The sequence below is a fragment of the Streptomyces sp. NBC_00503 genome (assembly GCF_036346895.1).
GTDB lineage: Bacteria > Actinomycetota > Actinomycetes > Streptomycetales > Streptomycetaceae > Streptomyces.
The window spans coordinates 4,747,085-4,772,443 of sequence record NZ_CP107855.1 but is presented as its reverse complement, the minus strand read 5'-3'; the positions used below and the strand labels follow the sequence as shown (position 1 = coordinate 4,772,443).

Here is a 25,359-nt window from a genome sequence, read left to right as displayed (position 1 = left end):
TGACAGGGGGGTTTCCGCATGCCTGGGACCGGCACGTTGCGCGAGGACTTCGGCGCGTCCGTCGTCGTCGCGCTGGTCGCACTACCGCTCTGCGTCGGGGTGGCGGTCGCATCGGGGGTGCCGGCCGAGCTGGGCATCGTCACCGGGGTGGTGGGCGGGCTCGTCACCGGGTGGTTCCGCGGGAGTTCGCTCCAGGTGAGCGGACCGGCCGCGGGGCTCACCGTGCTCGTCTACGAGGCCGTGCGGACGTACGGGATGCCCGCGCTCGGGGTACTGGTCCTGGCTGCCGGCCTGGTGCAGCTGTGCATGGGCGTGCTGCGGCTCGGGCGGTGGTTCCGGGCGATCTCCGTGGCCGTCGTGCACGGGATGCTCGCAGGCATCGGACTCGTCCTGATCGCCGGTCAGCTGTACGCCATGGCCGGCGTGCAGGCCCCTGCGAGGACCCTGGAGAAACTGGCGGCCGTGGCATCGCTGGCCGCGCGGGCCGACTGGACCGCCGTGGCCCTCGGGGCCGGGACCATCGCCGTCCTGGTGGCCTGGCGCCGGATGCCGGACCGGCTGCGGCTGGTGCCCGGGGCGCTCGTCGGTGTGGCGGCCGCGACCGCCGCGGCCGTGGTGCTGCGGCTGCCCGTGGAACGGGTCCGGGTGACGGGGGTCCTCCAGGCCGTCTCGCCGCCCGCCTGGGGGGACTTCGGGGTGCTGGCCTCCGCCGGAGCCGCGGGCACCGTGATCGCCCTCGCGCTGATCGCCTCCGCCGAGACGCTCTTCAGCGCGGCCGCCGTGGACCGCATGCACGACGGGGCCCGGACCGACTACGACCGCGAACTGGTCGCCCAGGGCGTCGGGAACACCCTCTGCGGGCTGCTCGGAGCGCTGCCGATGACCGCCGTCATCGTGCGCAGCGCCGCCAACGTGGAGGCCGGCGCCCGCACTCGGGCCTCCCGGGTGCTGCACGGCGGCTGGCTCCTGCTGTTCGCCGTGGCGGTGCCCGGACTGCTGGAGTCCGTTCCGATCGCCGCGCTGGCCGGGGTGCTGCTGCACGCCGGCTGGAAGCTGCTGCCGGCCCGGCAGGTGGCCGCCCTGTGGCGCACGCACCGGGGCGAGGCGGTCGTCCTGGTGGCGACGGCCTCGGCGGTCGTGGCCACGAACCTTTTCGAGGGGGTCCTCGCCGGGCTGGGGCTCGCCATCGCCAAGGCGGCCTGGGAGACCTCCCACGTGCACCTCGAGAAAGTGTGGGAGGGCGAGGAGCTGTGTGTGCGGATCCTGGGCAACGCCAGCTTCCTGCGGCTGCCCAAGCTCCTCGACGAACTGGACGCGCTGGACCAACTGGACGCGCTGCCACCCGGGTCCACCGTGCGCCTGGACCTGAGCGGGCTGCGCCACCTCGACCACGCCTGCCTGACCGCGCTCGACGGCTGGGAACGCGCCCGAACGCCGCTCCCCGGTCGGGAAGGCGTCACCTAGCCCGGCTACCCTCCGGCCGTGAACACCGAACTGAAACGCACCCTGGGAGTCTTCGACGCAGTCGTCGTCGGGCTCGGCGCGATGATCGGGGCCGGCATCTTCGCCGCGCTGGCCCCGGCGGCGCGCGCGGCCGGCGGAGCGCTCCTGGCGGCGCTCGCGCTGGCGGCCCTGGTGGCCTACTGCAACGCGCGCTCCTCGGCGCGGCTGGCCGCCCGCTACCCCTCCTCGGGCGGCACCTACGTGTACGGGCGCGAGCGGCTCGGGCCCTTCTGGGGATATCTGGCGGGCTGGGGCTTCGTCGTAGGCAAGACGGCCTCCTGCGCGGCGATGGCCCTGACCGTCGGGGCCTACGTGTGGCCCGGCCGGGAGCGGGCGGTGGCCGTGGCGGCGGTGGTGGCACTGACCGCCGCGGGCTACGGCGGGGTGCAGAAGTCGGCCCGGATCGCCCGGGTGATCGTGGCGGCGGTACTGGCCGTGCTGGCCGGGGTCGTGGTGGTCTGCCTGTCCTCGGGCGCGGCCGACGCGGCCCGGCTCGGCGGCGGGGACTGGAGCGGCGGGGACCGCGGCGTCCTGGGGCTGCTCCAGGGCGCCGGACTGCTGTTCTTCGCCTTCGCGGGCTACGCCCGGATCACCACCCTGGGCGAAGAGGTGCGCGATCCCGGGCGCACGATCCCGCGGGCGGTGCCCCTCGCGCTGGGGATCGCCCTGTGCGTGTACGCCGCGGTCACGGTGGCGGCGCTGTCGGTGCTCGGCGCCGACGCTCTGGCGCGCTCGGCGGCTCCGCTGGCCGACGCCGTGCGGGCGGCCGGGTGGCCCGGGCTGACTCCCGTCGTCCGGGCGGGTGCGGCCCTGGCGGCCCTGGGCTCGCTGCTGGCCCTCGTGCTGGGGGTGTCGCGGACGGGCCTGGCGATGGCCCGGGACGGCCATCTCCCGCGCGTGCTGGCCGCCGTACATCCCCGGCATCAGGTCCCGCACCACGCCGAGCTGGCGGTGGGCGCGGTGGTGGCGGTGCTCGCGGCCACCACCGATCTGCGGGGCGCGATCGGCTTCTCCTCCTTCGGCGTGCTGGCCTACTACGCGATCGCGAACGCTTCTGCCTGGACTCTCGATTCAGGTGTCAAGGACCGGGCCGTGGCAGCGGCGGGGCTGTCCGGCTGTGTGGTGCTGGCCTGTGCGCTGCCCGCCGCATCGGCGGTGACGGGGGCCGCGGTGCTGGCGCTGGGCGCGGTGGCCTACGGGGTGCGCAGGCGGCTCAGACCCGGGATCTGAACTCGGCCCAGGGGGCCAGCTCCAGGTCCCACTCCTCCCCCGCGCCCGACTCGTCGCTGAACCAGGCGGTGCCGTCGAGCCAGCCGCGCAGCCAGTCGGCGAGACCGGCCGCATCCACGAACCAGGCCAGATCGGGCTCGCCCGCGCTCGGTTCGAACAGCAGGACCTGGGCGGATTCGGACCGGCAGTCCACGCAGACCTGCATGTGGCAGCCGAAGTCGGCTATCGGCAGCACGCCCTCCGGCCAGCGCCAGGCGGAGGTGCGCATGGAGCTGTACGCGGCGACGCTCTGCTCCAGCGGCATCAGGCCGAACTCGGGGCCGAAGCCGCCGTTCGCGACGCGGGTGTAGAGCCCTGCGAGCAGCGGCGGCAGGGCGAAGCCGAGTATGCCCTCGGCCCGGCTCAGCGCCCCGGCGTCCAGGGGCTCCGGTAGCGGCCCCTCGGGGCCCACGTACCCCTGCCGTGAGCTGTGCGCACGTCCGGCGACTTGCTTCAGCAACTGCTCGGTCTCATCCATGCACCCATAGTCACCGCCCCCACTGACAATCGCCCCCGACCTGCGGTTTTACCCGCTCTGGGCCGCTATCGGCCGGTCTCCCCCTCCGCGGGGGTCTCGCTCGCGGAGTGCGCCGAGTCGTACCCGACGAAGAAGGTGGGGCGGCGCTGGACGGCCGTGTAGATGCGGCCGATGTACTCGCCGAGCAGGCCGACGCAGATCAGCTGCACGCCTCCGAGAAAGAGCATCATGATGAACAGCGAGGTCCAGCCGGGGACGGTCTTGCCGCACAGGTAGATCGCCAGGGTGGCGCCCACCATCAGCAGGCAGCCGAAGAAGCTGGCCACGCCCAGCCAGGTCGCCAGGCGCAGCGGGGCGGCGGAGAAGTTGATGACGCTGTCGAGGCCGAGCCTGATCATCTTGCTCAGCGGGTACTTGGTCTCGCCCGCCACCCGCTCTTCGCGCTGGTAGGCGACCTGTCCGCTGGGGAAGCCGAGCCACGGCACCAGCAGCCGGTACACCTGGTGCTGGTCGGGCATGGACTTGACCGCTTCGACCGCCGCGCGGCTCAGCAGCCGGAAGTCGCCCGCCTGGGCGGGTACCTGCTTGCCGACCAGGCGGCGCACCAGCCAGTAGTAGGCGCCGGCCGAGCGCCGCTTGAAGCCGGTGTCGGTGCTCCGATCCGCGCGGACCCCGTAGACGATGTCGAGGTGGTCGCGGCGGGCCAGGTCCAGCATCTCCGGGATCTTCTCCGGCGGGTCCTGGAGGTCCGCGTCGAGGCTGGCCACGTAGGCCCCGACCGCGCTGTGCAGGCCGGCGGTGAGGGCGGCCTGGTGGCCGGAGTTCCCGCGCAGCCGCACGATGCGCAGTTCGGGCCACTTGACCTGGAACTCCGTCAGGAGCTCGGCGGTGCGGTCCTTGCTGCCGTCGTCGACGGCGACGACCTCGTAGCTGATGTCCATGCCGTCGAGTGCCGGGCGCAGCCTCGCGACCAGGGCGGGCAGCGCGTCCTCTTCGTTGTACATCGGCACGACGACCGAGAGGGTCGTGGAGGGCTCAGTCGACATCGGTTCTTCCCTGCCCGTTGTGCGTGCCGCTCGTTCGCGCCACTGGCCGCAACCCGGAACTTTAATACGAGCGGGAGAACCGCCCCCGAGCGTCACGCGGCCTGTGCGGCCCGTGCGGGCTCAGCGCGAGGCGAACGGCGCGTCCGTCGGGACGATCTCGCGGCCCAGCGGGAGCAGGGACAGCGGGACCATCTTGAAGTTCGCGATGCCGAACGGGATTCCGATGATCGTGACGCACAGGGCGATGCCGGTGACGATGTGCCCGAGCGCCAGCCACCAGCCGGCCAGGATCAGCCACAGGACGTTGCCGATGCAGGAGGCGGTGCCGGAGTCGCGCCGCTCGACGGTCGTGTACCCGAAGGGCCACAGCGCGTAGACCGCGATCCGGAAGGAGGCGATGCCGAAGGGGATGCCGATGATCGTGATGCAGAGGATCACGCCGGCCAGGCAGTAGCCGAGGAACAGCCAGATGCCGCTGAGTACGAGCCAGATGAGGTTGAGGATGGTCTTCACTGACTGCGGCCTGCCATCTGTTCGAGCCGGGCGATGCGCTCGGCCATCGGAGGGTGTGTGGAAAACATTTTGGACAATCCCTCACCCGGACGGAAGGGGTTGGCGATCATCATGTGGCTGGCCGTCTCCAGCCTGGGCTCGGCCGGCAGCGGGAGCTGCTTGGTGCCGGCGTCCAGTTTGCGCAGGGCGCTGGCCAGGGCGAGCGGGTCCCCGGTGAGCTGGGCCCCGGAGGCGTCCGCCTCGTACTCGCGGGAGCGGCTGATGGCCAGCTGGATCACGGACGCGGCCAGCGGGCCCAGGATCATGATCAGCAGCATGCCGAAGAGTCCGGGGCCCTCGTCGTCGTTGGAGCGGCCGATGGGGATCAGCCAGGCGAAGTTGACCAGGAACATGATCACGGAGGCCAGGGCGCCCGCGACCGACGAGATGAGGATGTCCCGGTTGTACACGTGGCTCAGCTCGTGGCCGATGACCCCGCGCAGTTCGCGTTCGTCGAGGATCCGCAGGATCCCCTCGGTGCAGCAGACCGCGGCGTTGCGCGGGTTGCGGCCGGTGGCGAAGGCGTTGGGGGCCTCGGTCGGCGAGATGTAGAGCCGGGGCATGGGCTGGCGCGCGGACGTGGAGAGCTCGCGCACCATGCGGTAGAGCTCGGGAGCCTCGAACTCGCTCACGGGGCGGGCGCGCATCGCGCGTAGAGCCAGCTTGTCGCTGTTCCAGTACGCGTACGCGTTGGTCCCGAGGGCGACGAGGACGGCGACGATCAGGCCGCCCCGGCCGAAGAAGCTTCCGATGACGATGATGAGTGCGGACAGACCGCCGAGGAGTACGGCGGTCTTCAGCCCGTTGTGCCGGCGGTGCACGGTACGCCCTCCAAGTGGTACGGCAGGGGCCCCCGGTCGAGGATCTGTCTGTCTGAGGGCCCACGGTCCAGTGGACCCTCCCTTCCTGGTCAACGCCAGGTGAGCACGACAGGTTCCCCGCGCGCGACGGCCCCGGTGGCACGGGCGGCGGGGCCGTGGCGGGCGTGGCGGGTGTTGGGCCGTACGAGTTACGGGCGTACTTGGGCTGCACACGGGCGTGCCCCGGCTACAGCGGGAAGAGGCTGCCCGTCGCGAAGCGCAGCACCAGTTGCGGGGCGCCCGAGAGGACCAGGGCGGTCGCGGCGGTGAGCACGATGGCCGCGGTGACCGGCCACGGGGTCCTGGTGCCCGTACGGGGCCTCGTGCCCTCTTCCCCGCCCGAGGACCCGGTCTCCCCCTCCGGGGTGCGGAAGAGCAGGGCCGTCCAGCGCAGGTAGTAGTACAGGGCGACGACCACGTTGACGGCCATGACCACGGCGAGCCAGCCCAGCCCCGCGTCGACGGCCGACCGGAAGACGGTGACCTTCGCGAACAGCCCGATGATGCCCGGCGGCAGACCGGCCAGGCAGAGCAGGAAGAAGGCCAGCGCGAGGGCGGCCAGCGGGCGCTCGGCGTACAGGCCCCGGTAGTCGGAGAGCCGGTGCAGGGGCTTCGTGCGGGCCACCAGGGCGGCCACGGCGAAGGCGCCGAGGTTCACGGCCGCGTACATGAGGGCGTAGGCGACGGTGGAGCCGATCTGGTCGCGCCCGGCGTACGCGGCGGCGGCGATCGGGACCAGCAGGTAGCCGGCCTGGCCGACCGAGGACCAGGCGAGCAGCCGTACGGCGCCGTTCGGGCGGTCGGCGGACTGGCGCAGCGCGGCGGCGTTGCCCAGCGTCATGGTGAGCGCGGCGAGGACGGCGAGGGCCGGGCCCCAGACGTCGGAGTAGGCGGGGAACGCGATCACGGTGACCAGGATGAGGCCGGTGAAGCCGACGGCCTTGCCGATGACCGAGAGGTATCCGGCGACGGGCAGCGGCGCGCCGACGTAGGTGTCCGGGACCCAGAAGTGGAAGGGGACGGCGGCGGTCTTGAAGGCGAAGCCGACGAGGGTGAGCGCGACGCCGGCCGTGGCGAGGGTGTCGAGCTGCCCGGGAACGTGTTCGAGCCCGTCGGCGACCTGGTCGAGGTGGAGGGAGCCGGTGGCGGCGTAGACGAAGCTGACGCCCATCAGCGACACGGCGGTGGCGGTGACGGAGGACAGGAAGAACTTGAGTGCGGCCTCGGAGGAGAGCCGGTCGCCGCGGCGCATGCCGACGAGGGCGAAGGCGGGCAGCGAGGCGACTTCGAGGGCGACGATCAGGGTGGCGAGGTCGCGGGAGGCGGGCAGCAGGGCCGCGCCCGCGGCGGAGGAGAGCAGCAGGAACCAGTACTCGCCGGCCGGCATGCGGGCTTCGCGGACGGTGGTGAGCGAGAGCAGGGCGGTGACCAGGGCGCCGCCCAGGACGAGGAACTGGACGACCAGGGCGAAGTGGTCGGCGGCGTAGCTGCACGAGCCGGGGTCGGCGGTGCCGGGTCCGGTGAGGCAGAAGGTCGTGCGGTCGCCCGCGCGCAGCGGCAGCAGGGTGGCGGTCGCGGCGGCCAGTCCGGCGACCGAGATCCAGCCGAGCAGCGGCTTGCGGCGCTCGGGTACGAAGAGGTCGGCGACCAGGACGATCAGGCCGACGGCCGCGGTGACGACCACGGGCGCGATGGCGAGCCAGTCGACGGACTGGGCCAGGCCGGGGGTGTCGGCCGCGGCGATGGCGGTGCTGGCGATGGGGCGAAGGACCGTCATGAGTTCCCTCCCGCGAGGAGCTTCTGGACGGCCGGGTCGGTGAGGCCGAGGAGGACCGCGGGCCACAGGCCGGCGAGGACGGTGAGGGCGACGAGCGGGGTCCAGGCGGCGAACTCGTAGCGCTGGATGTCCGCGAGGGCCGCCGGGGCGGTGCCTTCCGCGCGGACGGCCTCCGGGTCGCCCATGCACACCCGCCGTACGACGATCAGAAGATAGGCGGCGGTGAGCAGCGTGCCGAACGCACCGACGGCCATGTACGTGAGGAACGCGGGCCGGGGCAGCCCCTCGGCGGGGTCGAACGCGCCGAACAGGGCGAGCATCTCGCCCCAGAACCCGGCCAGGCCGGGCAGCCCGAGGGAGGCCACGGCGGCGAAGGCGAGGAAGGCGCCGAAGCGGGGGGCGCGGCCGTAGAGGGCGGCGCCGGTGGCTCCGGCGAGGGTGTCGAGGTCGGCGGTGCCGTAGCGGTCCTTCAGGGCGCCGACCAGGAAGAAGAGGAGGCCGGTGATCAGGCCGTGGGCGACGTTCGCGAACAGCGCGCCGTTGACTCCGGTCGGGGTCATGGAGGCGATGCCGAGCAGCACGAAGCCCATGTGGCCGACGGAGGAGTACGCGATCAGGCGCTTGAGGTCGCCCTTGTTGCCCTTGCGGGCCAGCGCCAGGCAGGCCAGGGACCCGTAGACGATGCCCACGGCGGCGAAGGCGCCCAGGTAGGGGGCGAAGGCGGCCATGCCGTCGGGGGTGACCGGCAGCAGGATCCGGACGAACCCGTACGTGCCCATCTTCAGCAGGACGCCCGCGAGGAGGACGGATCCGACGGTGGGGGCGGCGGTGTGGGCATCCGGCAGCCAGCTGTGCAGCGGCCACATCGGGGTCTTCACGGCGAGGCCGGTGCCGATGGCCAGGACGGCCAGGATCTGGGTGGTGTGGGTCAGTCCGCGGCCGTTGTCAGAGGCGAGTGCCACCATGTCGAAAGTGCCGCTGTTCAGTCCGATCAGCAGCAGACCGAGCAGCATGACGACGGAGCCGAGGAGGGTGTACAGGATGAACTTCCAGGCCGCGGCCTGACGCTGGGCGCCGCCCCAGCGGGCGATGAGGAAGTACATCGGGATGAGGACCATCTCGAAGGCGAGGAAGAACAGCAGCAGGTCGAGGACGGCGAAGGTGGCGAGGGTGCCGGACTCCAGGACCAGGAGCAGGGCGACGAAGCCCTTCGCGGAGGGGCCCGCGGGGAGCTTGAAGTAGCTGTAGAGCGCGCAGAGGAAGAAGAGCAGCGCGGTCATCAGGAGGAGGGGGAGCGAGATGCCGTCGATGCCGAGGTGGATCCGGACGTTCAGCGCCTGGATCCAGCTGATGTCGGTCGTCGCCTGGAAGCGGGACGGGGCGTCGTGGTCGAAGCCGATGGCGAGGGCGATCGCCGCGGCGAGGATGACTCCGGTGACGGTCACGCCGTGGCGCAGCACGGCCTGTTCGGGGCTCTTGCCCTTGAGGCCGGGCGGTGCGGGAAGCAGGGCCGCGACAGCGCCCAGGAGCGGTCCGGCCACGACGAACGCCAGAAGGAACTGCATCACGGACGGGCTGATATCAATCACGGCTGACTCACGGCTCACGATCCGGCGTTGACGTTGGCGAGGACGGCGGTGGCGATCGCCAGGACCACGGCACCGGCGAGCAGGGCGCTCAGGTAGCTCTGCACGTTGCCGGTCTGGGCCCGGCGTACGAGGCCGCCGAGCAGCCGGGGGCCGATGCCCGCGCCGCGGACGTAACTGTCCACCACCTCGCGGTCGAGGAAGCGTACGAGGCTTGCGGCGGCTCGGACGGGGCGCACGAACAGCCGGTCGTAGACGGCGTCGAGGTGGAAGCCGTTGGCCGCGTGGCGGTGCAGGGGGCCGAGGAGCGCCTTTCCGGGGTCGGCGGCGGGGCCGGCCGGGACGGCGGGGTGGTCGTGGGTGACCTCGGCGACCTCGGGGGTCTCGGCCTCCGATTCGGCGACCGTGGCGGCCACGGCGGCGGCTGCCGCGAGGCCGTTGCCGGGTGCGGTGGAGGCCGCGACGGCAGCGGCTCGGACCGTGGCGCGCTGCCAGAGGGCGTAGGTGAGCATGGCGCCGATGGCCGCGGCTCCCGTGCCCAGGACCGAGGTCGTCAGCGACGGGGTGAGCTCACGGCCTTCGAAGAAGTCGGCCAGCGGGCCGGCCAGCAGGCCGAAGCCGACGGACGGGATCGCCAGCAGCCACAGCACACCGGTCATGGCGACGGGCTCCCTGCCGTGGTCGGGGGCGGCCGCGCCCCGGCCGCGGAAGGCCATCAGCCACAGCCGGGTGGCGTAGGCGGCGGTGAGCAGGGCGGTCAGCACGCCGGCGACGAGGACCACCCAGCCGGCCGCGCTCGGTGCGAGCTCCGAGTGGCCGCCGGCGGTGTGCTCGGCGGCGACGAGGACGGCTTCCTTGGAGAAGAAGCCGGCGAAGGGCGGGATGGCGGCGAGTGCGAGCAGCGCGATCGTCATCGTCCAGAAGGCGTCCGGGATGCGCTTGGCCAGACCGTCCATCCGGGACATGGCGGCGAGGGAGTTCGTACCGGCGGCGTGGATGATCACGCCGGCCCCGAGGAACAGGAGCGCCTTGAAGGCGCCGTGGGACAGGAGGTGGAAGACGGCGGCCGCGCGGTCGCCGACGGCCAGGGCCCCGGTCATGTAGCCGAGCTGGCCGATCGTGGAGTAGGCGAGCACCCGCTTGATGTCGTCCTGCGCCAGGGCGGCGAGGGCCGAGCCGACCATCGTCACGGCCGCCATGACGGCCATGACCACCAGCGCGGCCCGGGAGGCCGCGAAGACGGGGAGGAGACGGGCGATGAAGTAGATGCCGGCCGCGACCATCGTCGCGGCGTGGATCAGCGCGGAGACCGGGGTGGGGCCCGCCATGGCGTCGGGGAGCCAGGTGTGCAGCGGGAACTGCGCGGACTTGCCCGCGACTCCGGCCAGCAGGAGCAGCGCGATCAGCGTCGGGTGGTCGAGCCCGCCCGCGGCGACGGTACCCAGGATCTTCGTGATCCGGAAGGAACCGGCGTCGGCGGCGAGCGCGAACAGGCCGATGAGGAAGGGGACGTCGCCGAGCTTGGTGACGAGGAAGGCCTTCAGGGAGGCGGAGCGGGCCGCCTCGGTCTCCCAGTAGTGCCCGACCAGGAAGTACGAGCAGATGCCCATGATCTCCCAGCCGACCAGCAGCACCATCAGGTCGCCGGAGTAGACGACGAGCAGCATGGCGGAGGTGAACAGTGAGACCAGAGCGGCGTAGGACGGATAGCGCGGGTCCTCGCGCAGGTACGCCATCGAGTAGATCTGTACGCAGGTGGCGACGACCCCGACCAGGACGGCCACCAGCACCGCGAAGCCGTCGAGGTGGAGCGAGAGCTCGATCGGCACCGAGCCGGTCGGGGTCAGCTCGGTCGCCGTGTCGATCGCCTTGCCGCCGCCGTGGCGGAAGGCCACGAGCACGGCCAGGACGGCGGCGCCCAGCGTCGGCAGGACGGCGAGCGGCCTGACGAACCCGGGGGCGGTGCGGCCGAGCAGCAGTCCCGCGAGCGCGCCCAGGAAGGGCAGCAGGGGGACGAGTACGGCAAGGGTCGGCGTGTTCACGCGGCGGCTCCCGTCGCACGGCTGTCGGTGCTGTCCGGCTCGTGGCCCTCGGCGGTGTCGCGCAGCTTGTCGACGTCCGCGGTGCCCCGGTTGCGGTACACCGTCAGCACGATCGCGAGGCCGATGCCGATCTCGGCGGCGGCGATGGCGATGGTGAAGAGGGTGAGGGCCTGGCCCGCGTGCAGGGTGTCGCGCAGCCAGACGTCGAAGGCCACCAGGTTGAGGTTGACGGCGTTGAGCATCAGCTCGACGGACATCAGGACCAGGATGGCGTTGCGGCGGGCGAGCACTCCGTACAGGCCCGTGGCGAAGAGGAGGGCCGCCAGTACGGCGGGGTAGGCGAGGTGCATCAGCGCTGCCCCTTCGTCTTGTCCGTCGTGCCGGTGGCGCCCGGCTCTTCGGTGGCGGCGTCGGCCGCGTCGGTCTTGCGGGAGAGCACGATGGCGCCGATCAGGGCTGCGAGGAGGAGGACCGAGAGCGCCTCGAAGGGCAGCACCCAGTGCCGGAAGAGGATCTCGCCGGTGACCTTGGTGGAGCCCTGGGCGGGGCCGTCGAGGTCGATCCAGGTGGTGCGGAAGGCGTCGACGACCACCCAGACGAGTGCGACGGCCGCGGTGGCGGCGACGCCGATCGCGACCGGGCGGTTGCCGGAGTCGGCGTCCGGGGAGCGGCCGATGGGCGCCTTGGTGAGCATCAGCCCGAAGAGGAGGAGGACGACCACGGAACCGAGGTAGATCAGTACCTGGACCCAGGCGATGAACTCCGCGGTCAGCAGCAGGTACTCGACGGCGACCCCGCCGAGCGCGACGACCAGCCACAGGGCGGCGTGCACGAGCTGCTTGGTGGTGACCGTGACGAGGGCCGCGCCGAGGGTGGCGAGACCGACGAGGACGAAGACGATCTCGACGCCGGTCGGGGAGAGGAAGCCGGTGCCAGTGCCTTGGGCGGCGGCGGAGAGGTGGGCGGTGATCATCAGGCGGCGCCTCCCGCCGGGGTCTCGGGAGTGCCGGTCCCGGCGTCGGTGCCGAGTTCGCCCGGTGCCGCGGGCGCGGACGGCTCGGCGGGTGCGGGCGCGGCCGGTGCCGCCGGCTCGGACGGGGCGGCGGGCGCGGCCGGAGCCTGCGCGGACGGGGCCGCAGGCGCGGGCGGGGCGGCGGGGTAGGTGCCCGTGGCGGGCGGGGCCGGGGCGGTGGCTGCGGCCGCGGCGACCTCGGCCTTCTCCACGGCCTTGCGGGCCGCGGCGATCTCCTTGGGCTCCTCGGCCGCCGGGTCCAGGGCGGGCGGGGCCGGCACGGTCCACATCCACTCGCGCAGCTTGTCGCGCTCGTGGGTGAGCTCGTGGATGTCCGTCTCGGCGTACTCGAACTCCGGCGACCAGAACAGCGCGTCGAAGGGGCACACCTCGATGCAGATGCCGCAGTACATGCAGAGGGAGAAGTCGATGGCGAAGCGGTCGAGGACGTTGCGGCTGCGCTCACGCCCGCCGGGGGCGGCGGCCGGGACCGTCTCCTTGTGGGAGTCGATGTAGATGCACCAGTCGGGGCATTCGCGCGCGCAGAGCATGCAGACCGTGCAGTTCTCCTCGAACAGGCCGATGACCCCGCGCGAGCGCGGCGGGAGTTCGGGCTGCACCTCGGGGTACTGGGCGGTGTGCGAACGCTTCGTCATCGTGCGCAGCGTGACGGCCAGGCCCTTGGCGAGGCCTGATCCGGGGATGGGGGGCATTTACTGGATCGCCACCTTCACGATGCCGGTGAGCGCGATCTGGGCGAGCGCGAGCGGGATGAGTACGGTCCAGGCGAGCTTCTGCAACTGGTCCTCGCGGAGCCGGGGGTAGCTCACGCGGAGCCAGATCACCACGAAGGAGAGCGCCGCGATCTTGAGCAGGGTCCAGACCCAGCCGGAGCCGTCGCCGCCGAAGGGGCCGTGCCAGCCGCCGAGGAAGAGGACGGTGGTCAGGGCGGCGAGGACCACGATGCCGGCGTACTCGGCGAGCAGGAACAGCGCGAAGCGCAGGCCGGTGTACTCGGTGTACGCGCCGAAGATGATCTCGGAGTCGGCGACGGGCATGTCGAAGGGGGGCCGCTGGAGTTCGGCGAGGCCGGCGGTGAAGAAGACGAGGCCGCCGACGACCTGCCAGGGCAGCCACCACCACTCGAAGGCCTCGACGATGCCGGGCAGCGAGACCGTACCGGCGGCCATGGCGACCGAGGCGGCGGCGAGCAGCATGGGGAGCTCGTAGGCGAGCAGCTGCGCGGCGGTACGGAGGCCTCCGAGGAGGGAGAACTTGTTCGCGGAGGCCCAGCCGGCCATGAGCGAGCCGAGCACTCCGACGCCCATGACGGCCAGCGCGAAGAAGAGCCCGGCGTCGATGACCTGGCCGACGGCGCCCTCGCCGGGGCCGATCGGGATGACGAGGAGGACGAGGAGGTACGGGAGGAGGGCGACGGCGGGGGCGAGCTGGAAGACGCGGCGGTCGGCGTTGGCCGGGACGATGTCTTCCTTCTGTACGAACTTCACCCCGTCGGCGACGAGCTGGGCCCAGCCGTGGAACCCACCGGCGTACATGGGGCCGAGGCGGCCCTGCATGTGGGCCATCACCTTGTGCTCGGTCTGCCCGACGACGAGCGGGAGCACGAGGAACACGGCGAAGACGATGAGCAGCCGAAGGCCGACGTCGAGGACGTCGTTCACGCGGTGCCTCCGGTGGGGTCTGTGGTCGGGTCGCCGTCGGTCCCGGCGGGGTCGACGGGGTCGACGGGGGCAGCGGGTTCGGCCGGGGGCGCCGGTTCAGCCGGAGCGGCGGGCTCGGCCGGAGCCGCGGGCTCGGCCGCAACGGCCGGTTCAGCCGGAGCGGCCGGTTCAGCCGGAGCGGCCGGTTCAGCCGGAGCGGCCGGTTCAGCCGGAGCGGCCGGGGGCTCGTCGAAGGCGGGCTTCGGGTCGTGCCAGGGTGCGTCCGTGCTCGGGGCCGCGGGCCGCGCGGGCGGCGCCGGCGTGGTGTCGGCCGCCTGGCTCGCCGAGCCCTCGGAGGCCGAGCGGCTGCGCCGCACCGGGCGTGCGGCGTCGGCCGGGCCGGTGGTCGCCGCGTCGGCCGGGGCGGTGGTCGGAGCGGTGGTCGGGTCCGTCGGGGTGGCGGGGGCCGCCTGGCTGGCCGAGCCTTCGCCGACCGAGCGGGTGCGGCGCACCGGAGCGCCCTCGCGGGGAGTGCGCGCCGGGCGCTCGGCCGCGGCTCCGGCCGCGGCTCCGGCGCGCGGGGTGCGGGCGGGGCGGGCCGGGGCCGGCGGGAGCTGGCCCTTCATCGGGCCCCAGTCGTTGGGGTCCGGTACGCCCGGCGGGAGCATCTGGCGGCGCTTCGGAGCATCGGGGTCATGGGCCTCGCCCGGCTCCTTGGCGCCGGGCCAGGCCTTGGCCACGCGCGCCGCGAGGACGAAGTCCTTGCGCAGCGGGTGGCCTTCGAAGTTCTCGGGGAGCAGCAGCGGGACCAGGTTCGGGTGGTCGGTGAAGACGATGCCGAACATCTCGAAGGTCTCGCGCTCGTGCCATTCGGTGCCCGCGTAGATCGGGACGGCCGAGGGCAGGGAGGGCGCCGAGTGGGGGACGGTGGTCCGCAGCAGGAGGCGGCGTACGCGGTGGTTTTCGAGGGAGACGACGTGGGCGCAGACACGGAAGCCGGTGCCGGGCTCGTCGACGGCGCTCAGCCAGTCGAAGTAGGTGCAGCCCAGCTTGTCGCGGGCGATCTCCAGCGCGGGGATCCAGCTCGCGGTGGGGACGTCGACCGTGAGGAGGGAGTGCGCGTACGTGGCGACGGCTTCGGCGCCGAAGATCGTTGCGGCCGCGTCCGGGAGGGAGTCGTAGAGGTTCACGCGCCCGCCCCCGGGGTGGGCGGAGGGGTGACCAGGCCGCTGGTGAGCTGCGCGGGCGTCGGCGCGGCCGTGGTCGCGTAGCGCTCCGCCAGCGATTCGCGGGCGATCTTCTCCTGGAGCTTGAGGATGCCCTGGAGGAGGGCCTCGGGGCGGGGCGGGCAGCCGGGGACGTAGACGTCGACGGGGATGATCTGGTCGACGCCCTTGGTCACCGAGTACGAGTCCCAGTACGGGCCGCCGCAGTTGGAGCAGGCGCCGAAGGAGATGACGTACTTGGGCTCGGGCATCTGCTCGTAGAGCCGCTTGACGGCCGGGGCCATCTTGTCCGTCACCGTGCCCGAGACGATCATCAGGTCCGCCTGGCGCGGGCCGGGCGCGAAGGGGATGACGCCGAGCCGGATGAAGTCGTGACGGGCCATCGACGCGGCGATGAACTCGATCGCGCAGCAGGCGAGGCCGAAGTTGAAGACCCACAGGCTGTAGCGGCGGCCCCAGTTGAGGACCACCTTCATGGGCTCGGGCGCCAGGCGGGAGAGGACTCCCAGGCGCTTCGGTTCCGGGAGCAGCTGCGGCTCCGACGGCACGGCCGGGGTACCAGCCGGTGTCACAGCCATTCGAGGACGCCCTTCTTGTACGCGTAGAGCAGGCCGACGGCCAGGAAGCCGAGGAAGATGAACATCTCCACCAGCGTCGTGGCGCCGTAACCGGCGGCGGCGAAGACCGTCGCCCACGGGAAGAGGAAGATCGAGTCGACGGCGAAGATGACGTAGAGGAACGCGTAGACGTAGTAGCGGACCTGGGTGTGCGCCCAGCCCTCGCCCACCGGGTCCACACCGCATTCGTACGTCAGCAGCTTCTCGCGGGTCGGGACGACGGGGCTCAGCAGGCGGTTGGCGCCGAAGGCCACCGCCACGAACAGCACGCCGAGCGCGGCCAGGAGGCCGACGACCGAATACGTCCGGAAGTAGTCCGCGGCGAGCACGGATACGGTCGATACCGTTGGTTCGGGCACGTCCGCTTCCTCGTTCCTCGGCCACTGTCGACCATCAGGTTGATCTGGTACGGACGGGAGTCTAGGGCCTGGGCCCCACAGGGTGGGGTTATCCCCCGTTTACCTCGGCCCGGCTGCCCCATGGCATCGGCCGCTCCCACTTGGCAGTCTGTGGCGCATGACCGCCACCGATCACACCTCCGACGACCCCCGTCCCCCTTCCGTGCGCGCGGCCTTCGATGCCGTGACGTGGAAGGAAATCGCCTACTTGCTGACCAATTTCCCCATGGCCCTCATCGGGTTTGTTTACACGGTTGCCATGGTGTCCGTGGCGGGCGGTCTGTCGGTGACGGCGATCGGGCTTCCGCTGTTCGCATGTGGTCTGTTCGTGTCTCGCCAGCTGGGACGGGTGGAGCGGGTACGGGCCCGCGCGCTCCTGGGCGTACGGGTGGACGAGCCGACCCCGATGCCCGGACCGGGGCGCGCCGGCGGGTTCTTCCCCTGGCTGTGGGCCAGCCTGAAGGACGCGGTGGCGTGGCGGACCGTCCTGTTCGAACTGGTGCGGCTGCCGTGGGCGGTGCTCACCTTCACCGTGGCGCTGACCGGGCTGTTCGTACTGTGGCCGGTGCTGCCGTGGGTGGCCCGGGGGCTCGCGAACGTGGACCGGGCGATGGTCCGGGGCCTGCTGTCCCCGTCCGACGAACTGGAGCGGCGGATCGCGGAGCTGGAGTCCGACCGCGGCGTCGTGGTGGACACCGCGGCCGCCGACCTGCGGCGCATCGAGCGGGACCTCCACGACGGGGCGCAGGCGCGGCTGGTGGCGCTGGCGATGGGGCTGGGCCTGGCCAAGGAGAAGCTGCTGGAGGACCCCGAGGGGGCGGCGGCGATGGTCGACGAGGCGCACGGCGAGGTGAAGCTGGCCCTCCAGGAGCTCCGTGACCTGGCGCGGGGCATCCACCCGGCGGTGCTCACCGACCGGGGTCTGGACGCGGCGCTGTCCTCGGTGGCCTCGCGGTGCCTGGTTCCCGTGAAGGTGTCGGTGGACCTGCCGACGCGGCCGGCGGAGGCGATCGAGGGGATCGCGTACTTCGTGGTGTCGGAGCTGCTGCAGAACGTCAGCAAGCACGCGGGTCCGCAGGCGCGGGTGGCGTCGGTGGAGGTGTGGCGTTCGGACCGGCGGCTGCTGATCCGGGTGTCGGACGACGGGCGCGGCGGAGCGTCTGCCCTGGCCGGGTCGGGACTGGCGGGGCTGGCGGAGCGGCTGGGGGCGGTGGACGGGGTGCTGGTGGTGGAGTCCCCCGAGGGAACGGGCACCACGGTGACCGCCGAGCTGCCGTGGAGGGGGCGGGGGGTCTAGTGCCGCGTCAGGCAACGTTTGCCCGTTGAGGAGCGGCGTCCGGTGCGTGCTCTCGGTGCGCCGGCCGGAAGCGCTCGTACTGGACGTACTTGGCTTTCGGCCGGTGCGGCGAGAGTGCGTGCCGGGCGTTGCGACGGGGCGAACGTTGCCTGACGCGGCACTAGCGGCTGCGGCCGTGGCCGCGGGCCCGCTGTGGCGCGGGGCCGTTTTCGGCTGCGGCGCCGTGGCCGCGCCTCAAACGCCGGCGGGGCTTGAAGTGGTGCCGCGCCGTGGCCGCGCGCTGGCCCCGTAGGGCAGTTCGGAGAGGGGGGTTAACCCCCCTCCCGGGAGGCCCACCTGCCGGATGGTTCGGGGGTCGGGGGCGCGGGAGGGTTGGGGGACAACGTGGAATGGAAGGGCGGGTCGGGATCATGGGCAGCAGCGCACGGGGCGGCAGCGGTATCGGCAAGGTGTTGCGGGCGCCCGTCGAGGGGCGGATGTGGCGGGAGTTCGGGTACCTGTTGGTCGGGCTGCCGCTCAGCACCCTGTACTTCTCGCTCGCGATCACCGGCGTCAGCCTCGGCGCCGGGCTGCTCGTCACCTTCCTCGGGGTTCCGGTCCTGGCCGGTGTGCTCGCCATGTGCCGCGGGTTCGGGCGGATCGAGCGGGCCCGGGTGCGCGGGATGCTGCGCCAGGACATCGCCGAGCCCGCGCCGATCCGGGCGGAGAAGAGCGGGGCGCTGGCCGGCATGGGGGCGCTGCTCAAGAGCGGGAGCGCCTGGCGGCACGTGCTGTACTCGCTGATCCACTTCCCGTGGGCGGTGTTCGGCTTCTGCGTCGCCCTTGTGTTCTGGGCCTACGGGTGGGCCCTGCTGCTGTACCCCCTCTGGTTCTGGGTCTTCCCGGCGTTCACCGACCAGCCGGGGCTGGTGCTCGTCCAGGACGGGGAGTACACCTTCACCCTGGCCGGGCCCCTGATGATCGCGCTGACCTGCGTGACCGGGCTCGGGTTCACGCTCGCCACCCCCTGGGTGGTCCGCGCCCTGACCACCGTCGACCGCGTGCTCGTCGCCGGGCTGCTCGGCCCGTCCCGGCTGGCGCACCGCGTCAGTGAGCTGGAGTCCGACCGGGGGGTGGTCGTGGACACCGCCGCCGCCGATCTGCGGCGCATCGAGCGGGACCTGCACGACGGGGCGCAGGCCCGGCTGGTAGCGCTGGCCATGGACCTGGGGCTGGCCAAGGAGAAGCTGACCGAGGACCCGCGGGCCGCCGCCCGGATGGTGGACGAGGCCCACGGCGAGGTGAAGATCGCCCTGCAGGAGCTGCGGGACCTGGCCCGCGGGATCCACCCGGCGGTGCTGACGGACCGGGGGCTGGACGCGGCGCTGTCCTCGGTGGCCTCGCGGTGCGCCGTGCCGGTACGGGTGGCCGTGGAGCTGCCCTCGCGTCCGGCGGCGGCGATCGAGGGGATCGCGTACTTCACGGTCTCGGAGCTGCTGCAGAACATCAGCAAGCACGCGCAGGCCCGTACGGCCGGTGTGGACGTGTGGAAGTCGGGCGAGCGGCTGCTGATCCAGGTCTGCGACGACGGCCGCGGCGGGGCCTCTGCCCTGGCCGGGTCGGGACTGGCGGGGCTGGCCGAGCGGCTCGACGCGGTGGACGGGGTGCTGGTCGTGGATTCCGTCGAGGGAACGGGCACCACCGTGACGGCCGAGCTGCCCTGGCGCGCCTGAGTCGCGCCTCGCGGGGTCCGCCGCCCCGGCCACCTGACCGCCGGGCCTCCCGCAGGTCCTGCAACACGGCCGGACCGGCGGCCCCCGTACCCTCCGTTCGGCCCCCTCCGGCGGGGGACAAAGGCCTGACTTTCGGGCCCGCTGCGCGGAGTGCTCCCTTCCACCCCCGAAAACACGGTTCCCACGCCCACGCGTTGATCGCAGTCAGCCTCCATCCCGGTACGAGACTGGGATGCTTGGCTGTGTCAGGGGCAAAGGACACGAGTGGACGCGGGAGCTTCGAAGTCGTGGAAAACAGGGTGCGTGTGGTCATCGCCGAGGATTCAGTGCTGCTGCGTGAGGGCCTGACCCGGTTGCTGACCGACCGGGGGCATGACGTCGTCGCGGGCGTCGGGGACGCGGAAGCCCTGATCAAGACGGTGGCGGACCTGGCGGCCGAGGATGCGCTGCCGGACGTGGTGGTGGCGGACGTGCGGATGCCGCCGACCCACACCGACGAGGGCGTACGGGCCGCGGTGCGGCTGCGGCGCGACCACCCCGGCATAGGGGTGCTCGTGCTGTCGCAGTACGTGGAGGAGCAGTACGCCACCGAACTGCTGGCCGGTTCCAGCACCGGGGTGGGGTATCTGCTCAAGGACCGGGTGGCGGACGTACGGGAATTCCTGGACGCCGTGGTGCGCGTGGCGCGGGGCGGTACCGCCCTGGACCCGGAGGTCGTGGCGCAGCTGCTCGGCCGCAGTCGCAAGCAGGACGTGCTGGCGGGGCTGACCCCGCGGGAGCGCGAGGTGCTGGGGCTGATGGCCGAGGGGCGGACGAATTCCGCGGTGGCCAAGCAGCTCGTGGTGAGCGACGGCGCGGTGGAGAAGCACGTCAGCAACATCTTCATGAAGCTCGGCCTGTCGCCGAGTGACGGGGATCACCGGCGTGTGCTGGCCGTCCTCACCTACCTAAGGTCTTGATCAACTGACACTCTGTCAGTTAAGGCCGGATTCGGACCGACCGCCGAGAGGGCGGTCCAGATAATGAGCACCCCTGGGAAGGAATCCCTACGGACGTAGGGTTGACCTTGGGCAGTGCTCACGCCTCGAAGGAGGTCCAGTTCAGTGACCAGCCAGGTCAGTAGCCCAGCCGAGCATTCCGACGGGGCCGAAAACGCGGTCGTCGGCGAGCAGCGGACGCCCCCGGGCCCGAACAGCGGCGATCCGAGCAGCGGCGATCCGAGCAGCGGCAGCCCCGCGGGCACCGACAGCCCCGCGGGCCACCCCAAGGAAGTACGCAAGCTCGATCGGGTGATCATCCGCTTCGCGGGTGACTCCGGTGACGGAATGCAGCTCACCGGTGACCGTTTCACCTCGGAGACGGCGTCCTTCGGGAACGACCTCTCGACGCTGCCGAACTTCCCCGCCGAGATCCGGGCGCCCGCCGGCACCCTCCCGGGTGTGTCGAGCTTCCAGCTGCACTTCGCCGATCACGACATCCTGACGCCGGGCGACGCCCCGAACGTCCTGGTGGCCATGAATCCGGCGGCACTGAAGGCGAACATCGGGGACGTGCCGCGCGGCGCGGAGCTCATCATCAATACCGATGAGTTCACCAAGCGCCCGATGGCCAAGGTCGGCTACGAGACCTCCCCGCTGGAAGACGGCTCCCTGGACGCCTACAACATCCACCCGGTGCCGCTGACCACCCTCACCATCGAGGCGCTCAAGGATTTCGGGCTCCCCCGCAAGGAGGCCGAGCGCAGCAAGAACATGTTCGCGCTGGGCCTGCTGTCCTGGATGTACCACCGGCCCACCGAGGGCACCGAGAGCTTCCTGCGGCAGAAGTTCGCGAAGAAGCCCCAGATCGCCGAGGCGAACGTGGCCGCCTTCCGGGCCGGCTGGAACTTCGGCGAGACCACCGAGGACTTCGCCGTCTCCTACGAGGTGGCCCCGGCCACCCGGGCCTTCCCGACGGGCACCTACCGCAACATCTCCGGGAACCTGGCCCTGTCCTACGGCCTGATCGCAGCCGGGCAGCAGGCCGACCTGCCGCTCTACCTGGGCTCGTACCCGATCACCCCGGCCTCGGACATCCTGCACGAGCTGAGCAAGCACAAGAACTTCGGCGTGCGCACCTTCCAGGCCGAGGACGAGATCGCCGGCATCGGCGCGGCCCTGGGCGCGGCCTTCGGCGGCGCGCTCGCCGTGACCACCACCTCCGGTCCCGGCGTGGCCCTGAAGTCCGAGACGATCGGGCTGGCGGTCTCCCTGGAGCTGCCGCTGCTGATCGTGGACATCCAGCGCGGCGGCCCGTCCACGGGCCTGCCGACCAAGACGGAGCAGGCGGACCTGCTCCAGGCGATGTTCGGGCGCAACGGCGAGGCCCCGGTCCCGATCGTGGCCCCGCGCACCCCGGCGGACTGCTTCGACGCCGCGCTCGACGCGGCCCGGATCGCGCTGACCTACCGGACTCCGGTGTTCCTACTCTCCGACGGGTACCTCGCCAACGGCTCCGAGCCGTGGCGGATCCCGGACGTGGCGGACCTGCCGGACCTCGCCGTGCAGTTCGCCTCCGGCCCGAACCACGAGCTGGCGGACGGCACCGAGGTGTTCTGGCCTTACAAGCGCGACCCGCACACCCTGGCCCGCCCGTGGGCGGTCCCGGGCACCCCGGGGCTGGAGCACCGGATCGGCGGCATCGAGAAGCAGGACGGCACGGGCAACATCTCGTACGACCCGGCCAACCACGACTTCATGGTGCGCACCCGCCAGGCCAAGATCGACGGCATCGAGGTCCCCGACCTGGAGGTCGACGACCCGGACGGGGCGAAGACCCTGGTCATCGGCTGGGGCTCGACGTACGGGCCGATCACGGCCGCCGTACGCCGGCTGCGGATCGCCGGCGTCCCCATCGCACAGGCCCATCTGCGCCACCTCAACCCCTTCCCGAGGAATCTGGGAGCGGTTCTGGAGCGTTACGACAAGGTAGTGGTGCCGGAGATGAACCTCGGGCAGCTCGCGACCCTCCTCAGGGCGAAGTACCTGGTCGACGCACGGTCGTACAACCAGGTCAACGGCATGCCGTTCAAGGCCGAGCAGCTCGCCACGCATCTCAAGGAGGCCGTCAATGACTGAGCTGACCGACACCCCGACCCTGCTCTCCCTGGTGCCCAAGGCGGCCGCCCAGCAGTCGATGAAGGACTTCAAGTCGGACCAGGAGGTCCGCTGGTGTCCCGGCTGCGGTGACTACGCGGTGCTCGCCGCGGTGCAGGGCTTCATGCCCGAGCTGGGTCTGGCGAAGGAGAACATCGTCTTCGTCTCGGGCATCGGCTGCTCCTCGCGCTTCCCGTACTACATGAACACCTACGGGATGCACTCGATCCACGGCCGCGCCCCGGCCATCGCGACCGGTCTGGCCACCTCGCGCCGCGATCTGTCGGTCTGGGTGGTCACCGGTGACGGGGACGCGCTCTCCATCGGCGGAAACCACCTGATCCACGCCCTTCGGCGCAACGTCAACCTCAAGATCCTGCTGTTCAACAACCGGATCTACGGGCTGACCAAGGGGCAGTACTCCCCCACGTCCGAGGTCGGCAAGATCACCAAGTCCACGCCGATGGGTTCGCTCGACGCGCCCTTCAACCCGGTCTCGCTGGCGATCGGCGCGGAGGCCTCCTTCGTGGCCCGTACGGTCGACTCCGACCGCAAGCACCTCACCGAGGTGCTGCGGGCGGCCGCGGACCACCAGGGCACGGCGCTGGTGGAGATCTACCAGAACTGCAACATCTTCAACGACGGCGCCTTCGAGGTCCTCAAGGACCGCGAGCAGGCCCAGGAGGCCGTGATCCGGCTCCAGCACGGGCAGCCGATCCGCTTCGGCGTGGACAACGCCAAGGGCGTGGTGCGCAACGTGGCCACCGGTGACCTGGAGGTCGTGGAGGTGACCCCGGAGAACGAGGCCCGGATCCTGGTCCACGACTCCTCCTCGACCTCCCCGACCAACGCGTTCGCGCTGTCCCGGCTGGCCGACCCCGACACGCTGCACCAGACCCCCATCGGGGTGTTCCGCAACGTGGAGCGGCCCGTCTACGACACGCTCATGGCCGAGCAGCTGGAGACGGCCGTGGACCGCAGCGGCAAGGGCGACCTGGCCTCGCTGCTGAGCGGGAACGACACCTGGACCGTCGTCGGCTGAGTCCGCCGCGCGGCTCCCGTACGGGTGCGAAGAAGCCCGGACCCCGAGGAGGGGGTCCGGGCTTCTTCTTGTCCTCGGACCCGTCGGTCCGGTCGAGCATCACCTTCGCGGACTTTCTAAAAGTTAGCGCTTACCGTAGGGTGGTGTTTATGAGCGGCCGCGCCCCGAGGCCCCTACCAAGGAGATCCCCATGAGCATCGTCGTCACCGGAGCCACCGGAGCCCTCGGCCGCCTCGTCGTCGCGGACCTGCTGACCCGCGTGCCCGCCGACCGGGTCGCCGTCGTGGTCCGCGACGCCGCCAAGGCCGCCGACCTCGCCGAGCTCGGGGTCGAACTGCGCATCGCCGACTACGACGACGCCGCGAGCCTGGCCGGAGCCTTCCGGGCCGGCGACCGGGTCCTGCTGATCTCCGGCAACGAGATCGGCCGCCGGGTCGCGCAGCACACCGCTGTGATCAAGGCCGCGGGCGAGGCCGGAGTCGCGCAGCTCGCCTACACCGGGATCCTGGGCGGACCCGAGGCCGACTTCGAGCTGGCCGCGGAGCACCGGGTCACCGAGCAGGCGATCCTCGACTCCGGGCTCCCGTACACCTTCCTGCGCAACGGCTGGTACCACGAGAACTACACCCGCAGCCTGGCCTCCCACCTGGAGCAGGGCGCCCTGGTGGGCAGCGCGGGCGAGGGTCGCGTCGCCTCCGCGGCCCGCGCCGACTACGCGGCCGCCGCGGCCGTGGTGCTGACCGGCGAGGGCCACCTGAACCGGGCCTACGAGCTCTCCGGCGACTCGGCGTGGACCCTGGCGGAGTACGCCGCCGAGCTGTCCGCGCAGGCGGGGCGCGAGATCGCGTACACCGAGCTGCCGGCCGAGGACCACCAGAAGGTGCTGATCGGCGCCGGGCTTCCCGAGGGCTTCGCCGCGGTCTTCGTCGACGTGGACGCGGCCATCCGGCGCGGCCGGCTGGGCTCCACCGGAGGCGACCTGGCCCGGCTCATCGGCCGGCCGACGACCCCGCTGGCCGAGGCGATCGCGGGGGCCCTGGCCACCGCGTGACGGCGGGGGCGCCGGGGCGGGTGTCATGAGTATCTCGCTGAGACGGTAATGACTTCCGGCCGCTGCGGCGCTACCTTCATGAGGTTGGCTTGATGTAGCTCTGGAGGACCCGTGAAGGCAGAGAACGACCAGCGCACGGGTTTGCTCTACGGATTCGGCGCATACGGAATGTGGGGCCTCGTGCCCCTGTTCTGGCCGCTCCTGCAGCCCGCCGGAGCCATCGAGATACTCGCCCACCGCATGGTGTGGTCCCTGGCCTTCGTGGGGCTGGCCCTGCTGGCCCTGCGCCGCTGGGGGTGGATCGCGGAGCTGGTGCGCCAGCCGCGCAAGCTCGCGCTCCTCGCAGTGGCCGCCGCCCTGGTCACCGTGAACTGGGGCGTCTACATCTGGTCCGTCAACAACGGCGCGGTCGTAGAGGCGAGCCTGGGCTACTTCATCAATCCCCTGGTCACCATCGCCCTGGGCGTACTGGTCCTCGGCGAGCGGCTGCGCCGCGCGCAGTGGGTGGCGGTCGCGATCGCCGTCACCGCCGTGCTGGTCCTCGCCGTCGGGTACGGGCGGCCGCCGTGGATCTCGCTGATCCTGGCCTTCTCCTTCGCCCTGTACGGGCTGATCAAGAAGAAGCTCGGCATGGGCGGCCTGGAGTCGCTGACCGCCGAGACCGTGATCATGTTCCTGCCCGCCCTCGGCTACCTGCTGTGGCTCGGCGCACGGGGCGAGTCCACCTTCACCGCCCAGGGCCCGGCCCACGCCCTCCTGCTGGCCTCGGCCGGGCTGGTCACCGCGATCCCGCTGGTCTGCTTCGGCGCGGCCGCGATCCGGGTCCCGCTGTCCACCCTGGGGCTGCTCCAGTACATGGCCCCGGTATTCCAGTTCGGGCTGGGCGTCCTCTACTTCCACGAGGCCATGCCGCCCGCGCGCTGGGCCGGCTTCTCCCTGGTCTGGGTCGCCCTGTCGATCCTCACCTGGGACGCCCTGCGCACCGCGCGCCGCAGCCGCGCGACGCGGCTCGAAGCCGTCACGGGCCCGTCGGCGGCCCAGGCGGCGCCTCCGGTCGCTCCTCCGGCCCCGGCGCGCGAGCCCGCGTAACCGTCCC

At 72.0% G+C, this 25,359-nt stretch carries 23 protein-coding genes; 9 read left to right on the top strand and 14 right to left on the bottom strand.

Features of this window, described 5'->3' with window-relative positions; all coding sequences use genetic code 11:
- Positions 1-18 precede the first annotated feature (18 nt).
- Both OG490_RS22205 and OG490_RS22200 read left to right on the top strand, forming a co-directional pair.
- The gene (locus OG490_RS22205; protein WP_330298051.1) at positions 19-1,464 is read left to right on the top strand and encodes a SulP family inorganic anion transporter; all 1,446 of its coding nucleotides are present in this window, start codon (positions 19-21) and stop codon (positions 1,462-1,464) included.
- A gap of 18 nt (positions 1,465-1,482) precedes the next feature.
- Positions 1,483-2,733, top strand: a complete 1,251-nt coding sequence (locus OG490_RS22200; protein ID WP_330298050.1) for an APC family permease — start codon at positions 1,483-1,485, stop codon at positions 2,731-2,733.
- Here OG490_RS22200 and OG490_RS22195 read toward each other — a convergent pair.
- From OG490_RS22195 to OG490_RS22130, 14 genes are all read right to left on the bottom strand, one after another.
- Complete coding sequence (locus OG490_RS22195; RefSeq protein WP_330298049.1) at positions 2,717-3,250, bottom strand: SMI1/KNR4 family protein; 534 nt, start codon at positions 3,248-3,250, stop codon at positions 2,717-2,719. The two genes, OG490_RS22200 and OG490_RS22195, sit on opposite strands and share 17 nt — an antisense overlap.
- A gap of 65 nt (positions 3,251-3,315) precedes the next feature.
- A complete protein-coding gene (locus OG490_RS22190; RefSeq protein ID WP_330298048.1) occupies positions 3,316-4,296 on the bottom strand; it encodes a glycosyltransferase family 2 protein in 981 nt (326 codons plus the stop codon).
- Between the two features lie 120 nt (positions 4,297-4,416).
- Entirely contained in the window at positions 4,417-4,809 is a 393-nt protein-coding gene (locus OG490_RS22185; protein WP_330298047.1) for a YccF domain-containing protein, read from the bottom strand.
- Positions 4,806-5,669 carry a zinc metalloprotease HtpX gene (htpX, locus tag OG490_RS22180; protein WP_330298046.1) on the bottom strand — a complete coding sequence of 288 codons (864 nt, stop codon included), beginning with the start codon at positions 5,667-5,669 and terminating at the stop codon, positions 4,806-4,808. Before htpX ends, OG490_RS22185 begins: the two co-directional genes overlap by 4 nt.
- A 226-nt stretch (positions 5,670-5,895) precedes the next feature.
- Entirely contained in the window at positions 5,896-7,485 is a 1,590-nt protein-coding gene (locus tag OG490_RS22175; protein WP_330298045.1) for an NADH-quinone oxidoreductase subunit N, read from the bottom strand.
- Entirely contained in the window at positions 7,482-9,050 is a 1,569-nt protein-coding gene (locus tag OG490_RS22170; protein ID WP_330301010.1) for a complex I subunit 4 family protein, read from the bottom strand. The genes OG490_RS22175 and OG490_RS22170 overlap by 4 nt, the downstream gene beginning before the upstream one ends.
- Positions 9,051-9,088: 38 nt before the next feature.
- Positions 9,089-11,113, bottom strand: a complete 2,025-nt coding sequence (locus OG490_RS22165; RefSeq protein ID WP_330298044.1) for an NADH-quinone oxidoreductase subunit 5 family protein — start codon at positions 11,111-11,113, stop codon at positions 9,089-9,091.
- Positions 11,110-11,463: an NADH-quinone oxidoreductase subunit NuoK gene (nuoK, locus tag OG490_RS22160; protein ID WP_330298043.1), complete on the bottom strand. Its 354-nt coding sequence runs from the start codon at positions 11,461-11,463 to the stop codon at positions 11,110-11,112. Before nuoK ends, OG490_RS22165 begins: the two co-directional genes overlap by 4 nt.
- Positions 11,463-12,086 (bottom strand): NADH-quinone oxidoreductase subunit J family protein, encoded by a 624-nt coding sequence (locus OG490_RS22155; protein WP_330298042.1) that lies wholly within the window; start codon positions 12,084-12,086, stop codon positions 11,463-11,465. The genes nuoK and OG490_RS22155 overlap by 1 nt, the downstream gene beginning before the upstream one ends.
- On the bottom strand, positions 12,086-12,838 hold the full coding sequence (locus OG490_RS22150) for a NuoI/complex I 23 kDa subunit family protein (RefSeq protein WP_330298041.1): 753 nt from the start codon (positions 12,836-12,838) through the stop codon (positions 12,086-12,088). Before OG490_RS22150 ends, OG490_RS22155 begins: the two co-directional genes overlap by 1 nt.
- Positions 12,839-13,807: a complex I subunit 1/NuoH family protein gene (locus OG490_RS22145; RefSeq protein ID WP_330298040.1), complete on the bottom strand. Its 969-nt coding sequence runs from the start codon at positions 13,805-13,807 to the stop codon at positions 12,839-12,841.
- Complete coding sequence (locus tag OG490_RS22140; RefSeq protein ID WP_330298039.1) at positions 13,804-14,976, bottom strand: NADH-quinone oxidoreductase subunit C; 1,173 nt, start codon at positions 14,974-14,976, stop codon at positions 13,804-13,806. Before OG490_RS22140 ends, OG490_RS22145 begins: the two co-directional genes overlap by 4 nt.
- Positions 14,973-15,590: an NADH-quinone oxidoreductase subunit B gene (locus OG490_RS22135; RefSeq protein WP_330298038.1), complete on the bottom strand. Its 618-nt coding sequence runs from the start codon at positions 15,588-15,590 to the stop codon at positions 14,973-14,975. The genes OG490_RS22140 and OG490_RS22135 overlap by 4 nt, the downstream gene beginning before the upstream one ends.
- Positions 15,581-15,988, bottom strand: coding sequence for an NADH-quinone oxidoreductase subunit A (locus tag OG490_RS22130; RefSeq protein ID WP_330298037.1), 408 nt, complete (start codon positions 15,986-15,988; stop codon positions 15,581-15,583). The genes OG490_RS22135 and OG490_RS22130 overlap by 10 nt, the downstream gene beginning before the upstream one ends.
- Before the next feature lie 157 nt (positions 15,989-16,145).
- Between OG490_RS22130 and OG490_RS22125 the strand changes: the two genes are divergently transcribed.
- The 7 genes from OG490_RS22125 to rarD all read left to right on the top strand — a co-directional run bounded on the left by OG490_RS22125 (position 16,146) and on the right by rarD (position 25,352).
- Entirely contained in the window at positions 16,146-17,324 is a 1,179-nt protein-coding gene (locus tag OG490_RS22125) for a sensor histidine kinase (RefSeq protein ID WP_330298036.1), read from the top strand.
- 410 nt (positions 17,325-17,734) lie between these two features.
- Positions 17,735-19,036, top strand: a complete 1,302-nt coding sequence (locus tag OG490_RS22120) for a sensor histidine kinase (protein ID WP_330298035.1) — start codon at positions 17,735-17,737, stop codon at positions 19,034-19,036.
- 299 nt (positions 19,037-19,335) lie between these two features.
- The gene (locus OG490_RS22115) at positions 19,336-19,995 is read left to right on the top strand and encodes a response regulator transcription factor (RefSeq protein WP_330301009.1); all 660 of its coding nucleotides are present in this window, start codon (positions 19,336-19,338) and stop codon (positions 19,993-19,995) included.
- A gap of 144 nt (positions 19,996-20,139) precedes the next feature.
- Positions 20,140-22,152, top strand: coding sequence for a 2-oxoacid:acceptor oxidoreductase subunit alpha (locus OG490_RS22110; RefSeq protein WP_330298034.1), 2,013 nt, complete (start codon positions 20,140-20,142; stop codon positions 22,150-22,152).
- Entirely contained in the window at positions 22,145-23,212 is a 1,068-nt protein-coding gene (locus OG490_RS22105; protein WP_330298033.1) for a 2-oxoacid:ferredoxin oxidoreductase subunit beta, read from the top strand. Before OG490_RS22110 ends, OG490_RS22105 begins: the two co-directional genes overlap by 8 nt.
- A gap of 190 nt (positions 23,213-23,402) precedes the next feature.
- Positions 23,403-24,263 carry an SDR family oxidoreductase gene (locus tag OG490_RS22100; protein WP_330298032.1) on the top strand — a complete coding sequence of 287 codons (861 nt, stop codon included), beginning with the start codon at positions 23,403-23,405 and terminating at the stop codon, positions 24,261-24,263.
- Between the two features lie 111 nt (positions 24,264-24,374).
- Positions 24,375-25,352, top strand: coding sequence for an EamA family transporter RarD (gene rarD / locus OG490_RS22095; RefSeq protein WP_330298031.1), 978 nt, complete (start codon positions 24,375-24,377; stop codon positions 25,350-25,352).
- Positions 25,353-25,359: the final 7 nt, after the last annotated feature.